10 protein-coding genes are annotated in these 15,585 nt (G+C 67.6%); all 10 read left to right on the plus strand.

The features are described 5' to 3' along the window. The first annotated feature begins 32 nt into the window (after positions 1 to 32). The 10 genes from rplL to rpsJ all read left to right on the plus strand — a co-directional run bounded on the left by rplL (position 33) and on the right by rpsJ (position 15,582). Positions 33 to 422, plus strand: a complete 390-nt coding sequence (gene rplL / locus ACFY2A_RS17665; protein ID WP_363918409.1) for a 50S ribosomal protein L7/L12 — start codon at positions 33 to 35, stop codon at positions 420 to 422. Positions 423 to 993: 571 nt separating this feature from the next. Beyond that, on the plus strand, positions 994 to 4,425 hold the full coding sequence (locus ACFY2A_RS17670; protein ID WP_363918411.1) for a DNA-directed RNA polymerase subunit beta: 3,432 nt from the start codon (positions 994 to 996) through the stop codon (positions 4,423 to 4,425). Positions 4,426 to 4,555: 130 nt separating this feature from the next. Beyond that, positions 4,556 to 8,443, plus strand: coding sequence for a DNA-directed RNA polymerase subunit beta' (locus ACFY2A_RS17675; protein ID WP_387172812.1), 3,888 nt, complete (start codon positions 4,556 to 4,558; stop codon positions 8,441 to 8,443). A 160-nt stretch (positions 8,444 to 8,603) separates the two neighbouring features. Next, on the plus strand, positions 8,604 to 8,969 hold the full coding sequence (locus ACFY2A_RS17680; protein WP_363918415.1) for a hypothetical protein: 366 nt from the start codon (positions 8,604 to 8,606) through the stop codon (positions 8,967 to 8,969). Between the two features lie 609 nt (positions 8,970 to 9,578). Continuing rightward, positions 9,579 to 9,950, plus strand: a complete 372-nt coding sequence (locus ACFY2A_RS17685; RefSeq protein ID WP_363918417.1) for a hypothetical protein — start codon at positions 9,579 to 9,581, stop codon at positions 9,948 to 9,950. Positions 9,951 to 10,490: 540 nt separating this feature from the next. Then, positions 10,491 to 10,865: a 30S ribosomal protein S12 gene (gene rpsL, locus ACFY2A_RS17690; protein ID WP_013735958.1), complete on the plus strand. Its 375-nt coding sequence runs from the start codon at positions 10,491 to 10,493 to the stop codon at positions 10,863 to 10,865. A gap of 1 nt (position 10,866) precedes the next feature. Further along, positions 10,867 to 11,337: a 30S ribosomal protein S7 gene (gene rpsG / locus ACFY2A_RS17695; RefSeq protein ID WP_093403604.1), complete on the plus strand. Its 471-nt coding sequence runs from the start codon at positions 10,867 to 10,869 to the stop codon at positions 11,335 to 11,337. Positions 11,338 to 11,411: 74 nt separating this feature from the next. After that, positions 11,412 to 13,508, plus strand: coding sequence for an elongation factor G (gene fusA, locus ACFY2A_RS17700; protein ID WP_363918419.1), 2,097 nt, complete (start codon positions 11,412 to 11,414; stop codon positions 13,506 to 13,508). Between the two features lie 222 nt (positions 13,509 to 13,730). Further along, a complete protein-coding gene (tuf, locus tag ACFY2A_RS17705) occupies positions 13,731 to 14,924 on the plus strand; it encodes an elongation factor Tu (protein ID WP_137776520.1) in 1,194 nt (397 codons plus the stop codon). Between the two features lie 349 nt (positions 14,925 to 15,273). Beyond that, positions 15,274 to 15,582, plus strand: a complete 309-nt coding sequence (gene rpsJ, locus ACFY2A_RS17710; RefSeq protein WP_007073037.1) for a 30S ribosomal protein S10 — start codon at positions 15,274 to 15,276, stop codon at positions 15,580 to 15,582. Positions 15,583 to 15,585: the final 3 nt, after the last annotated feature.

Raw genomic sequence — 15,585 nt, forward strand, 5'->3', positions numbered from 1 at the left:
TTAGTTTGAACCATTAGGAAAGGACGCCAGACATGGCGAAGCTCAGCACCGACGAGCTGCTCGACGCGTTCAAGGAGATGACGCTGATCGAGCTCTCCGAGTTCGTGAAGCAGTTCGAGGAGACCTTCGAGGTCACCGCCGCCGCCCCGGCCGCGATGATGATGGCGGGTCCGGCCGCCGGTGGCGCTGCCGCCGAGGCCGAGCCGGAGAAGGACGAGTTCGACGTCATCCTCGACGCCGACGGTGGCAAGAAGATCCAGGTCATCAAGGTCGTGCGTGAGCTGACCGGCCTGGGCCTCAAGGAGGCCAAGGACCTGGTCGAGGCCGCCCCGAAGCCGGTCCTGGAGAAGGTCAACAAGGAGACCGCGGACAAGGCCAAGACCAAGCTCGAGGGCGAGGGCGCCAAGGTCACCCTCAAGTGACCTGAGCCCCACCTGGCCGTCCCGGCTCGCACGAACCGGGCACGCCACGTCGCGGCGGGCGGCGATCCGACAGTGGATCGCCGCCCGCCGTGTTCGTGGACCAGCCCGCAACCGGCGTGAGCAGGGCGTCGAACCCGGTCCACGGCGCGCCGACCCGGGCCGGCGGACTCGCTCGTGCGTGGGAAAGAGCGCCCGATGCCGACAAGGGCTCTTGACGCGGCACTGGACTGCCAGGCACGCTGACATCAGCAAGACCTTCCGCGCTTGCGACGGCCACCGCGCGGGTAATGCGACGGCAGCACCACTCGCCATGCAGACCCGGGCGGCCCGGCAGGGACGTTGCGTTCCGAGCGGCCCGGTGCGACCCGTTCGTGGGGTCCCGAGGCACGTTCCGCAACAACCTGCGGGGTGGGCTGGACAGCGGTTAGCCTCTCGGCTACACTGCTAGTTTGCGCTGCCTTCCGACTTGACCCCTGCTCGGAAATGTCCGTTTGTGGATATTTTCTGGTGGGGTCATTGGAGTGCACGCGTACCAGCCGTTCTGCAGCACCGGTCCTCGGAAGGACGCATCTTGGCAGCTTCCCGCCCTGCGAAGACCAGTCGTACGTCGAGCGCATTCGCTCCCCGCCGAGTTTCCTTCGGTCGGATCACCGAACACCTCGAGGTCCCCAACCTCCTCGCCATTCAGAACGAGTCCTTCGACTGGCTCGTCGGCAACGAGGCTTGGCAGGGCCGGTCGGCGGACGACCCGCACGCACGCTCGGGTCTCGCGGAAATTCTCGACGAGATCAGTCCCATTGAGGACTTTTCCGGCACCATGTCGCTTTCCTTCTCGGCGCCGCGCTTCGACGAGGTCAAGGCCTCGATCGAGGAGTGCAAGGAGAAGGACCTCACCTACTGCGCGCCACTGTTCGTGACCGCGGAGTTCACCAACAACACCACCGGCGAGATCAAGAGCCAGACGGTGTTCATGGGTGACTTCCCGATGATGACGCCCAAGGGCACCTTCATCATCAACGGCACCGAGCGTGTGGTGGTCAGCCAGCTCGTCCGCTCGCCGGGCGTCTACTTCGACAAGCAGCCGGACAAGACCTCCGACCGCGACCTCTCCAGCGTCAAGGTCATCCCGAGTCGGGGTGCCTGGCTGGAGTTCGACATCGACAAGCGCGACACGGTCGGCGTTCGCATCGACCGTAAGCGTCGGCAGGCCGTCACGGTGCTGCTCAAGGCCATCGGATGGTCGGCCGAGCAGATCCGTGAGAAGTTCGGCTGGTCCGAGCTGATGATGACCACGCTCGAGAAGGACCACATCGCCGGCCAGGATGAGGCGCTACTCGACATCTACCGCAAGCTGCGCCCTGGCGAGCCGCCGACCCGCGAGAACGCCCAGACCCTGCTCGACAACCTCTTCTTCAACCCGAAGCGGTACGACGTAGCCAAGGTCGGTCGGTACAAGTTCAACAAGAAGCTCGAGTTGGACGTGCCGATCACCACCGGCACGCTGACCGAGGACGACATCGTCGCCACCGTGGAGTACCTCTGCCGGCTGCACGCCGGTGAGGAGGGCTACGAGGCCGACGACATCGACCACTTCGGCAACCGGCGGCTGCGTACCGTGGGCGAGCTGATCCAGAACCAGGTTCGGGTCGGCCTGTCCCGGATGGAGCGGGTCGTCCGCGAGCGGATGACCACCCAGGACGTCGAGGCGATCACGCCGCAGACCCTGATCAACATCCGTCCGGTCGTCGCCGCGATCCGGGAGTTCTTCGGCACCTCGCAGCTGTCCCAGTTCATGGACCAGACCAACCCGCTGGCGGGCCTGACCCACCGGCGACGGCTGAGCGCGCTCGGCCCCGGTGGTCTGTCCCGGGAACGGGCCGGCTTCGAGGTCCGCGACGTGCACCCGTCCCACTACGGACGGATGTGCCCGATCGAGACGCCGGAGGGCCCGAACATCGGTCTGATCGGCGCGCTGTCCACCTTCGCCCGGGTCAACCCGTTCGGCTTCATCGAGACGCCGTACCGGAAGGTCATCGACGGTCGGGTCACCGACCAGATCGACTACCTGACCGCGGACGAGGAGGACCGGTTCGTCAAGGCGCAGGCCAACGCCCCGCTGCGGGCCGACGGCACGTTCGCCGAAGACCGCGTCCTGGTCCGCCGTAAGGGTGGCGAGACCGAGGACGTCACGCCGGCCGCCGTGGACTACATGGACGTGTCGCCGCGGCAGATGACCTCGGTCGCGACCGCGATGATTCCGTTCCTCGAGCACGACGACGCGAACCGGGCCCTGATGGGCGCGAACATGCAGCGTCAGGCGGTGCCGCTGGTCAAGGCCGAGTCCCCGCTGGTCGGCACCGGCATGGAGTACCGTGCCGCCGTCGACGCCGGTGACGTGGTCGTGGCCGAGGTCGGTGGCGTGGTCGAGGACCTCTGCGCCGACTACATCACCGTCCACCAGGACGACGGCCACCGCCGGACGTACCTGCTGCACAAGTTCCGCCGCTCCAACGCCGGCTCCTGCGTCAACCAGAAGCCGGTCGTCTTCGAGGGGGACCGGGTCGAGGCCGGCCAGGTCATCGCCGACGGTCCGTGCACCGACGAGGGTGAGATGGCGCTCGGGCGAAACCTGCTCGTGGCGTTCATGACCTGGGAGGGGCACAACTACGAGGACGCGATCATCCTGTCGCAGCGCCTCGTGCAGCAGGACGTGCTCACCTCGATCCACATCGAGGAGCACGAGGTCGACGCCCGGGACACCAAGCTCGGCCCGGAGGAGATCACCCGCGACATCCCGAACGTCAGCGAGGAGATGCTCGCCGACCTGGACGAGCGCGGGATCATCCGGATCGGCGCCGAGGTCGTCCCTGGCGACATCCTGGTCGGCAAGGTCACGCCCAAGGGCGAGACCGAGCTGACCCCGGAGGAGCGGCTGCTTCGCGCGATCTTCGGTGAGAAGGCGCGCGAGGTTCGGGACACCTCCCTGAAGGTGCCGCACGGCGAGACCGGCACGGTCATCGGCGTGCGTACCTTCTCCCGGGAGGACGGCGACGAGTTGCCGCCGGGCGTCAACGAGCTGGTCCGGGTCTACGTCGCTCAGAAGCGGAAGATCCAGGACGGTGACAAGCTCGCCGGCCGCCACGGCAACAAGGGCGTCATTTCCAAGATCCTGCCGGTCGAGGACATGCCGTTCCTGGAGGACGGCACCCCGGTCGACATCGTGCTCAACCCACTGGGTGTGCCGAGCCGGATGAACATCGGCCAGGTGCTGGAGACTCACCTGGGCTGGGTGGCCAAGACGGGCTGGCAGGTCGAGGGCGACGACGCCGAGTGGAAGCGGCAGCTCCAGGGCATCGGCGCCGACTCCTCCGAACCGGACACCAACGTGGCCACCCCGGTCTTCGACGGTGCCCGCGAGGAGGAGATCTCCGGTCTGCTCGCCTCGACCCTGCCCAACCGGGACGGTCGGCAGCTGATCGGCTCCTCCGGCAAGGCACAGCTGTTCGACGGCCGTTCCGGTGAGCCGCTGCCAGACCCGATCGCGGTCGGCTACATCTACATCCTGAAGCTCAACCACCTGGTCGACGACAAGATCCACGCTCGTTCGACCGGCCCGTACTCGATGATCACGCAGCAGCCGCTGGGTGGTAAGGCGCAGTTCGGTGGTCAGCGTTTCGGCGAGATGGAGTGCTGGGCGATGCAGGCCTACGGTGCCGCGTACGCCCTGCAGGAGCTGCTGACGATCAAGTCCGACGATGTTCTCGGCCGGGTGAAGGTCTACGAGGCCATCGTCAAGGGCGAGAACATCCCGGAGCCGGGCATCCCGGAGTCGTTCAAGGTGCTGCTCAAGGAGCTGCAGTCGCTGTGCCTCAACGTTGAGGTGCTCTCCAGCGACGGCGTGGCCCTGGAGATGCGCGAGACCGACGACGAGGTGTTCCGGGCTGCGGAGGAACTGGGTATCGACCTGTCCCGGCGCGAGCCGAGCTCGGTCGAGGAAGTGTGAGGTAGGTGGTGGGTCTGGGGCGGCGCAACCCGCTCCGGGCGGTCAGGCTTGATCCCTTCGCGGGTCACGCCGCCCCAGACCCCTGCCGGGAGAGCTAGCTAGAACCAAGACACGACACGAGGGATATAACGTGCTCGACGTCAACTTCTTCGACGAGCTGCGCATTGGCCTCGCGACTGCGGACGACATTCGTCAGTGGTCGCACGGCGAGGTCAAGAAGCCCGAGACGATCAACTACCGCACCCTCAAGCCGGAGAAGGACGGGCTCTTCTGCGAGAAGATCTTCGGTCCGCAGCGGGACTGGGAGTGCTACTGCGGTAAGTACAAGCGGGTCCGGTTCAAGGGCATCATCTGTGAGCGCTGCGGCGTCGAGGTGACCCGTTCGAAGGTCCGCCGTGAGCGGATGGGCCACATCGAGCTGGCTGCCCCGGTGACCCATATCTGGTACTTCAAGGGCGTGCCGAGCCGGCTGGGCTACCTGCTGGACCTCGCTCCGAAGGACCTCGAAAAGATCATTTACTTCGCCTCGTACGTCGTGACGAGCGTTGACGCCGAAGCGCGTCACCGTGACCTCTCGACCATCGAGAACGAGATCCTGGCCGAGAAGCGGCAGTCGGAGAACAGCCGCGATTCGGAGATCGAGAAGCGGGCGGCCAAGCTCGAGGCCGACCTGGCCGAGCTGGAGGCCGAGGGCGCGAAGGCGGACGTCCGGCGCAAGGTCAAGGAGGGCGGAGAGCGCGAGATGCGCCAGATCCGCGACCGGGCCCAGCGCGAGATCGACCGCCTGGACGAGGTGCTGGACACCTTCCGCAAGCTCGACTCGAAGCAGCTGGTCACCGACGAGCTGCTCTACCGTGAGCTGCGCGACCGGTTCGGTGAGTACTTCACCGGTGGCATGGGTGCCGAGGCGATCAAGGCTCTGGTCCAGAACATGGACCTTGAGGCCGAGGCCGAGAACCTGCGGGAGACCATCCGTACGGGTAAGGGACAGCGGAAGATCCGGGCGCTCAAGCGACTGAAGGTCGTGGCGGCGTTCCAGAACACCCGCAACTCACCGCTCGGCATGGTGCTGGACTGCGTACCGGTCATCCCGCCGGACCTTCGCCCGATGGTGCAGCTCGACGGTGGCCGTTTCGCCACCAGCGACCTGAACGACCTCTACCGGCGGGTCATCAACCGGAACAACCGGCTCAAGCGGCTGATCGACCTCGGCGCACCCGAGATCATCGTCAACAACGAGAAGCGGATGCTGCAGGAGGCCGTCGACGCGCTGTTCGACAACGGCCGCCGCGGCCGGCCGGTCACCGGCCCGGGTAACCGTCCGCTCAAGTCGCTGTCCGACATGCTCAAGGGCAAGCAGGGCCGGTTCCGCCAGAACCTGCTGGGCAAGCGCGTCGACTACTCCGGCCGTTCGGTCATCGTGGTCGGCCCGAAGCTCAAGCTGCACCAGTGCGGCCTGCCCAAGCAGATGGCGCTGGAGCTGTTCAAGCCGTTCGTGATGAAGCGGCTGGTCGACCTCAACCACGCGCAGAACATCAAGTCCGCCAAGCGGATGGTCGAGCGGCAGCGGCCGGTCGTGTGGGACGTGCTGGAAGAGGTCATCGGCGAGCACCCGGTGCTGCTCAACCGGGCACCGACCCTGCACCGACTCGGCATCCAGGCCTTCGAGCCGCAGCTGGTCGAGGGCAAGGCCATCCAGATCCACCCGCTGGTCTGCACCGCGTTCAACGCCGACTTCGACGGTGACCAGATGGCGGTGCACGTGCCGCTGTCCGCCGAGGCCCAGGCCGAGGCGCGGATCCTGATGCTGTCGTCGAACAACATCCTCAAGCCGGCCGACGGCAAGCCGGTCACCATGCCCACCCAGGACATGGTCATCGGGCTCTACCACCTGACCCACCTCACCGCCGGTGAGCGCGGGGAGGGTCGGGCGTTCAGCTCGGACGCCGAGGCGCGGATGGCGTACGACAACGGCGAGCTGCACCTGCAGGCGCCGGTGAAGATCCGGCTGCGGGACGTGGTCGAGGTGGACAACGGTGCCGGTGGGCAGCCGTGGACCGCGCCTGAGGGCTGGGTTCCGGGCGAGCCGCTGACGGTGGAGACCACCCTCGGTCGGGTGCTGTTCAACGAGACCCTGCCGCAGGGCTACCGGTTCGTGAACTACGAGATCCGCAAGGGCCAGCTCTCCGCGATCGTCAACGACCTCGCCGAGCGGTTCCCGAAGGTTGCCCTGGCGGCCACCCTCGACGGGCTCAAGGAGGCCGGTTTCCACTGGGCCACCTGGTCCGGTGTGACCATCGGCATGGAGGACGTCATCGCTCCGCCGCGCAAGCGGGAGATCCTGGAGCGGTACGAGAAGGAAGCCGACCGGATCGACAAGCAGTACCAGCGTGGTCTGATGACCGCCGAGGAGCGTCGCGGCGAGCTCATCGAGATCTGGACCAAGGCGACAAACGAGGTCGCCAAGGAGATGGACACCGCGCTGCCGCAGGAGAACCCGCTGTGGAAGATGATCAACTCGGGTGCTCGCGGTAACCTGCTCCAGCTCCGGCAGATCGCGGCGATCCGTGGTCTGGTGGCCAACCCGAAGGGCGAGATCATCCCGCGGCCGATCAAGGCCAGCTACCGGGAGGGTCTGTCCGTGCTGGAGTACTTCATCTCCACGCACGGTGCCCGTAAGGGTCTCGCGGACACCGCTCTGCGTACCGCCGACTCGGGTTACCTGACCCGGCGTCTGGTGGACGTCTCGCAGGACGTCATCATCCGCGAGGAGGACTGCGGCACCGACCGGGCCATCCCGATGCAGGTCGGTCAGCAGCTCGACGGCCGGCTAGTGGTGCACGAGCACGCGGAGACCAGCGTGCACGCCCGTACCCTGGCCGACGACATCAAGGGGCCGGACGGCACCGTTGTCGCCGAGCGGGGCGCGGACATCAACTCGATCCTGGTCGACCGGATCGTCGCCGCCGGGGTCGAGAACGTCCGGGTACGCAGCGTGCTCACCTGCGAGTCGAAGCTGGGCGTCTGCGGTGCGTGCTACGGCCGCTCGCTGCCGACCGGCAAGATCGTCGACGTCGGTGAGGCGGTCGGCATCATCGCCGCCCAGTCCATCGGTGAGCCGGGTACGCAGCTGACGATGCGTACCTTCCACACGGGTGGTGTCGCGGGTGAGGACATCACCCAGGGTCTGCCGCGTGTTCAGGAAATCTTCGAGGCCCGGATCCCGAAGGGCAAGGCGCCGATCGCCGACACCCCCGGCCGGATCCGGATCGAGGACGGCGAGCGGTCGCGCAAGATCGTGGTGATCCCGGACGACGGCAGCGACGAGATCGTCTACGACAAGATCTCGAAGCGGGTCCGGCTGCGGGCCCACGACGGCGACCACGTCGAGGTCGGCGAGAAGCTCACCGAGGGCACCATCGACCCGCACGAGCTGCTGCGCATCCTCGGCCCCCGGGCGGTCCAGGTCCACCTGACCCAGGAGGTCCAGGAGGTCTACCGCTCCCAGGGTGTGCTCATCCACGACAAGCACATCGAGATCATCATCCGCCAGATGCTCAAGCGGGTGACGGTCATCGACTCCGGCTCGACCGAGTTCCTGCCGGGTGTGCTCGTCGACCGGGCGTTGTTCGAGTCGGAGAACCGCCGGCTCGTCGGCGAGGGTGGCGAGCCCGCCGCCGGTCGCCCGGTGCTGATGGGTATCACCAAGGCCTCGCTGGCCACCGACTCCTGGCTCTCGGCGGCCTCCTTCCAGGAGACCACCCGGGTGCTGACCGACGCGGCGATCCACGCCCGCAGCGACTCGCTGATCGGTCTCAAGGAGAACGTGATCATCGGTAAGCTCATCCCGGCGGGTACCGGCATCAGCAAGTACCGCAACGTCCGGGTCGAGCCGACCGAGGAGGCGAAGGCCAAGGTCTACTCGATGACCGGCTACCCGGAGACCGACTACGGCTTCGGGCCGGCCAGTGGCCAGGCGGTCCCGCTGGACGACTTCGACTTCGGGTCGTACCGCTAGACCGTGCGGTGACGTGAGAGGCCCCGGCGTGCACACGCCGGGGCCTCTTCGTGTCGAGGGTCGTCCGCAAGCGCGGCGGGGAACACATTTCCGTGCCGCGGGTCTGCGCCGTGCTTGCGGGTGCGGCGCGGACATTCGTCGACGGGGGCATCATGTGGTCATGACGATCGCACCCGGACCGGTGTCCGCCGCATCGGCACCGCGTCACCCGCTCGACCCGGATCCGGTCCGGGCGACCAAGGCCCGGGCGGTCTTCGCCCTCGGCCTGATGGCCGCACTGACCGGACTGCTGATCGGGGGCGTGGTACCGGCCACGGTGGCCCTGTACCTGGCCCGGCAGGCGCGTCGGGAGGCGTACGCCTCGGCGGGTTTCCTGACCGGTGCGGCCTGGCTGCGTCGTGGCGAGCGGCTGGCCTGGACGGGCCTGGTGCTGGTCGCGGTCAGCCTGGTGGTGGCGCTGGTGATCGGGGTGATCCGGCTCGCCGAGTCGCCCTACGGGCAGGACTTCGCGCCCGAGGTCGACTGACCGGCGCGACCGGTACGTCCTCGCGCCCGGCATCGAGGGGCTGACTGCCGACGGTAGCCTGACCGGTGTCCGTCGCGCGGTGCGTGGACGCTGCCCGACAAGGAGGATCCCGTGACGGAACCGGTGCGCCCCGAGGGCGGCGAAGCCGCTCAGCCCACCGTCGGGCGCCCCGATGCCGATCAGACGGGATGGGCCCGGCCCGGGCCCGAACAGCCCGAACCGGAGCAGACCGTCCCGCCGACCTCCCCGCCGGCAACCGGCGCGACGCCCGTCCACCCGCCGTCCGGACCGCCAGCTCTCGGGCGGCTGCCCGCCGGTCCGCCGCCTGGCTCGTCGGGTTACGGTCCGCCGCCTGGTTCGCCGGGTTACGGTCCGCCCGGCTCGCCGGCTTACGGGTCGCCGCCTGGCTCGCCGGCTTACGGTCCGCCGCCTGGCTCGGCACCGCCCGCTCCTGCGACTCTCGGATCACCGGCCGCCGGTCCGCCTGCCTACGGGACGGTGCCGGGGGCGCCGGCTGCGCCGGGTTGGACCGGCGGCGGCTCAGGCTGGGGGCAGCCCCCGCCACCACCGCCGCAGGATCCTCCCCGACCGCCGAAGCGGGTCGAGCCGGTGCCCGGTACGCCGTTCGCGGTGGTGCACCTCGACGTGCCCCCGGTCGCCTCGGGCCTGGCGGTCGGCTCGCTGGTGGCCGGTATCACCTCGATCCTGGTCTCGATCCTGGTCATCTGCGTCGGCGCCATCGGGGGAGGGGCGAACGGAGCCTGGGCGGCGGGCGCCTTCGCCGCGCTGGGTGGCCTCACCGGGGTGGGCGCCGTGGTCACCGGCCTACTCGGCCTGCGGCAGATCCGCCGTCCGGCGCCGCCGCCCGCGGTCCGCTTCACCGGGCGAGGCCTGGCCATCGCGGGAATCAGCTGTGGTGGGACCGGCCTGCTGCTCTGCCTGGTGGGCGTGGGGCTGGCGGTGCTGCTGGCCCTGGCCTAGGGCCTTGCCGGCCACCGGCTGGCCTGCGCCTCCCGAGGCCTGCGCCACCGGGCCCAGTCGATCGCTTGACCGGTTCGGGGCCAGCCTGGGGGCTCGCGGGCCGGTTTCCGGCAGAGCCGGTACACTCGTGTCCGTAGGTGCCCATCACGGGCGGGCGGTGCGACAGAGACCAGCCGGCAAGCGATGCGACGTCCGGCAGGTCTTCCGTTTTGACCTGCGCGGCTGTGGTAGGTACTCTTTCCCCTTGTGCCCGGGCCCGCCCGGGCAACTCGTGCGTGCGTTGGAGTCGGTTTTCCGATATCCGGACGGCACCACGTCTGAGTCAGAAGATCCGGCCTGCGGCCATCCGTGTGCCGGTGACAAACCCCGGGTCTGCGCGCAAGCGCCGGACGGGAACCGTGAGTTTGGCGACACGCCCGACCGCGGGTGCCGGGACCTCCGCGAGGTGGCCCTGGCCGGAATGTAGGAGAGCCGATCACGAGATCGGCTACGGCAGACGGCGCGGTCGCGAGAAGCGGCCGAAGGGAGCGGAGAAACCCGGTGCCCACCATTCAGCAGTTGGTCCGAAAGGGCCGTCAGGCGAAGACGACCAAGACCAAGACCCCGGCGCTCAAGGGATCCCCGCAGCGGCGGGGTGTGTGCACCCGGGTGTACACCACCACCCCGAAGAAGCCGAACTCGGCGCTGCGCAAGGTCGCTCGTGTCAAGCTCAGCAGCCAGGTCGAGGTGACCGCCTACATCCCGGGTGTCGGGCACAACCTGCAGGAGCACTCGATCGTGCTCGTGCGTGGTGGCCGGGTGAAGGACCTCCCCGGTGTGCGTTACAAGATCGTTCGCGGTTCGCTGGACACCCAGGGTGTCCGTAACCGCAAGCAGGCGCGCAGCCGTTACGGCGCGAAGAAGGAGAAGAGCTGACATGCCGCGTAAGGGACCTGCTCCGCGGCGACCGCTGGTCGCTGACCCGGTGTACAACTCGCCGCTGGTCACGCAGCTGGTGAACAAGATCCTGCTGCGCGGCAAGCGTCAGCTCGCCGAGCGCGTCGTGTACGCCGCCCTGGAGGGCTGCCGGGAGAAGTCCGGTACCGATCCGGTCGTCACCCTCAAGCGCGCCATGGACAACGTCAAGCCGACCCTTGAGGTGCGCAGCCGCCGTGTCGGTGGCGCGACCTACCAGGTTCCGGTCGAGGTCCGGCCGGCCCGAGCCACCACGCTGGGCCTGCGTTGGCTGGTGACCTACGCCCGCGCTCGGCGTGAGAAGACCATGATCGAGCGGCTGATGAACGAGCTGCTGGACGCGAGCAACGGCCTCGGTGCCGCCGTCAAGCGGCGCGAGGACACGCACAAGATGGCCGAGTCCAACAAGGCCTTCGCGCACTACCGCTGGTAACACCCTGGTCCCGGCGCCATCCGGTGCCGGGACCGCCACCAGTTGTGTCGAGACGACGATAAGTAGGGATTGAAGTGGCCGCCGCAGACGCGCTCGCCAACGTACGCAACATCGGCATCATGGCCCACATCGATGCCGGTAAGACCACCACCACCGAGCGAATCCTGTTCTACACCGGTATCACGTACAAGATCGGTGAGGTCCACGAGGGCGCTGCCGTCATGGACTGGATGGAGCAGGAGCAGGAGCGCGGTATCACCATCACTTCCGCCGCCACGAAGTGCGAGTGGAAGGGCCACACGATCCAGATCATCGACACGCCCGGCCACGTCGACTTCACGGTCGAGGTGGAGCGGTCGCTGCGGGTCCTGGACGGTGCCGTTGCGGTCTACGACGGTGTGGCCGGCGTGGAGCCGCAGACGGAGAACGTCTGGCGCCAGGCGGACAAGTACAACGTCCCGCGGATGTGCTTCGTCAACAAGCTCGACCGGACCGGTGCCGACTTCTTCCGCTGCGTGCAGATGATGATCGACCGGCTGAACGCCACTCCGCTGGTGCTCCAGATCCCGATCGGGCTCGAGGGCGACCACATCGGCGTCGTCGACCTGGTCGAGATGCGCGCCCTCACCTGGCGCGGGGAGACCCAGAAGGGTGAGGACTACGCGATCGAGGAGATCCCGGCCGATCTGGCCGCCTCCGCCGCCGAGTGGCGCGAGAAGCTGATGGAGACCCTGGCCGACGTCGACGACTCGGTGATGGAGAAGTACCTGGAGGGCGAGGAGATCTCCGTCGAGGAGGTCAAGGCCGCCATCCGTCGGGCCACCATCGCCAGCAAGGCCAACCCGGTGCTCTGCGGCTCGGCGTTCAAGAACAAGGGCGTGCAGCCCATGCTCGACGCCGTCATCGACTACCTGCCGTCGCCGCTGGACATCCCGGCGATCGAGGGCACGGCGACCGACGGCGAGACGCCGATGCAGCGTAAGCCCTCCACTTCGGAGCCTTTCTCGGGTCTGGCATTCAAGATCCAGACCGACAAGCACCTCGGCAAGCTGACCTACGTCCGGGTCTACTCCGGCGTGGTCGAGTCCGGGTCCCAGGTGGTCAACTCCACCAAGGACCGCAAGGAGCGGGTCGGCAAGATCTACCAGATGCACGCCAACAAGCGGGAGGAGCGCAGCTCCGCCAAGGCTGGCGACATCATCGCGGTGCAGGGTCTGAAGCAGACCACCACCGGTGACACCCTGTGCGACCCGGCGAACCCGGTCATCCTGGAGTCGATGACCTTCCCGGAGCCGGTCATCGAGGTGGCCATCGAGCCGAAGACGAAGGCTGACCAGGAGAAGCTCAGCACCGCCATCCAGCGGCTGGCCGAGGAGGACCCGACCTTCCGCGTCAAGCTGGACGACCAGACCGGCCAGACGGTCATCTCCGGCATGGGCGAGCTGCACCTGGACATCCTGGTGGACCGGATGCGCCGCGAGTTCAACGTCGAGGCGAACATCGGTAAGCCGCAGGTGGCGTACCGCGAGACCATCCGCCGCACGGTGGAGAAGGTCGAGTACACCCACAAGAAGCAGACCGGTGGTTCCGGCCAGTACGCCCGGGTGATCATCAGCCTGGAGCCGTTGCCGCTCGGGAACGACGCGCCGACCTACGAGTTCGCCAACGCCGTCACCGGTGGCCGCATCCCCCGGGAGTTCATCCCGTCGGTGGACGCGGGTGCGCAGGACGCCATGCAGTACGGCATCCTCGCCGGCTTCCCCCTGGTGGGCGTCAAGCTGACGCTGCTGGACGGCCAGTACCACGAGGTCGACTCGTCCGAGATGGCATTCAAGATCGCTGGCTCGATGGTGATGAAGGAGGCGGCCCGCAAGGCCGACCCGGCGTTGCTCGAGCCGATGATGGCTGTTGAGGTCACCACTCCCGAGGAGAACATGGGTGACGTCATCGGCGACCTCAACTCCCGACGCGGCATCATCCAGGCGATGGAGGAGCGCAGCGGCGCCCGTGTCGTCCGCGCCCTGGTGCCGTTGTCGGAGATGTTCGGCTACGTCGGCGACCTGCGGTCGAAGACCCAGGGCCGGGCTAGCTACAGCATGCAGTTCGACTCCTACGCGGAGGTTCCGTCCTCCGTGGCTAAGGAGATCATCGCCAAGGCGACGGGTGAGTGACGCTCACCTGACGTGATCGGATGATCCGACGGTGGTCGCGGGAGCATTCCCCGACCGCGACCACCTCGGTCGGATTGTGTGAATTCCGGGCCTGTAGGCTTCATCGCCGCAGAACCCACAAAAGCTCTCCGGCCGTCAGGCCGGAAAGGCTGTCGACAGAGTCCTAAGCGCCGACCTGGCGCGCCGGGGCGAACGAACCAAGAAGTCCACAGGAGGACACCAGTGGCGAAGGCGAAGTTCGAGCGGACTAAGCCGCACGTCAACATCGGCACCATTGGTCACATCGACCACGGTAAGACGACGCTGACGGCGGCCATCACCAAGGTCCTGCACGACCAGTACCCGGACCTGAACCCGTACACGCCGTTCGACGAGATCGACAAGGCGCCCGAGGAGAAGGCCCGGGGCATCACGATCTCGATCGCGCACGTCGAGTACCAGACCGAGGCGCGGCACTACGCGCACGTCGACTGCCCCGGTCACGCCGACTACATCAAGAACATGATCACCGGTGCCGCCCAGATGGACGGCGCGATCCTGGTGGTCGCGGCGACCGACGGCCCGATGCCGCAGACCCGCGAGCACGTGCTGCTGGCCCGCCAGGTCGGCGTGCCGTACATCGTCGTGGCGCTGAACAAGAGCGACATGGTCGACGACGAGGAGCTGCTGGAGCTCGTCGAGCTCGAGGTCCGTGAGCTGCTCTCGGCCCAGGAGTACCCGGGCGACGACCTGCCGGTCGTTCGCGTCTCGGCGCTCAAGGCCCTCGAGGGCGACCCGGAGTGGACCGGCCGACTCATGGAGCTGATGAACGCGGTCGACACCGCGATTCCGCAGCCGGAGCGCGAGACCGAGAAGCCGTTCCTGATGCCGATCGAGGACGTGTTCACGATCACCGGTCGTGGCACCGTCGTCACCGGTCGCGCCGAGCGCGGCGTGCTCAAGCCGAACGAGGAGGTGGAGATCGTCGGTATCCGCGAGAAGTCGCAGAAGACGGTCTGCACCGGCATCGAGATGTTCCGCAAGCTGCTCGACGAGGCCCGTGCGGGTGAGAACGTCGGTCTGCTGCTGCGCGGCATCAAGCGCGAGGACGTCGAGCGCGGCATGGTGGTCGTCAAGCCGGGCACCAGCACCCCGCACACCGAGTTCGAGGCGACGGTCTACATCCTCTCCAAGGAGGAGGGCGGCCGGCACACCCCGTTCTTCCAGAACTACCGTCCGCAGTTCTACTTCCGGACCACGGACGTCACCGGTGTCGTCACCCTCCCCGAGGGCACCGAGATGGTCATGCCGGGCGACAACACCACGATGACCGTGAAGCTGATCCAGCCCATCGCGATGGAGGACAACCTCAAGTTCGCGATCCGGGAGGGTGGCCGTACGGTTGGCGCTGGTCGCGTCACCAAGATCATCAAGTGAGCTGGGTAACCCCGATTAGACCCGCCGCCGGTCGTGCGGCATACTAGTCAGGTTGCGTAACGACAGTTCGCCGCCCGTGTTCGGCTTTCGCTGAACCTCCGGGTAGGCAGAGCAGTCGGGCGTGGGGTGGTTGGCGGCCCGTCCGTCAACCACCCTCGCGCGGCGTTCAGGTCGCCTCAGTGCGATCGGCGCCTGGACCCACCGCGGTCAGGATCGCTCCGGTAGCCCGGGGCGGAGCCTGGCCCCAGGGCGCGACACGCCCGACCGCGGGGGTGGGCGAAGAGGGCCTGTGCCAGCCGGTACAGACACCCGCAACACAGCGGCATCGAGAGAAGGAACAGAAGCCACCATGGCGGGACAGAAGATCCGCATCCGGCTCAAGGCCTATGACCACGAGGTCGTCGACTCCTCGGCTCGGAAGATCGTCGAGACGGTGACGCGTACCGGGGCGCAGGTCGCGGGCCCGGTGCCGCTGCCCACGGAGATCAACCGTTTCTGCGTCATCCGCTCGCCGCACAAGTACAAGGACTCGCGCGAGCACTTCGAGATGCGTACGCACAAGCGACTGATCGACATCATCGACCCGACCCCGAAGACGGTCGACTCGCTCATGCGCCTCGACCTGCCGGCTGGCGTCGACATCGAGATCAAGCTGTAGGGA

Source organism: Micromonospora sp. NPDC000442, from assembly GCF_042898635.1.
Lineage (GTDB): Bacteria > Actinomycetota > Actinomycetes > Mycobacteriales > Micromonosporaceae > Micromonospora.

Coding starts and splice junctions, on each gene's coding strand:
- rplL (WP_363918409.1), top strand. CDS start 33: ATGGCGAAGCTCAGCACCGACGAGCTGCTCGACGCGTTCAAGGAGATG.
- ACFY2A_RS17680 (WP_363918415.1), top strand. CDS start 8,604: ATGACGATCGCACCCGGACCGGTGTCCGCCGCATCGGCACCGCGTCAC.
- rpsG (WP_093403604.1), top strand. CDS start 10,867: ATGCCGCGTAAGGGACCTGCTCCGCGGCGACCGCTGGTCGCTGACCCG.
- rpsJ (WP_007073037.1), top strand. CDS start 15,274: ATGGCGGGACAGAAGATCCGCATCCGGCTCAAGGCCTATGACCACGAG.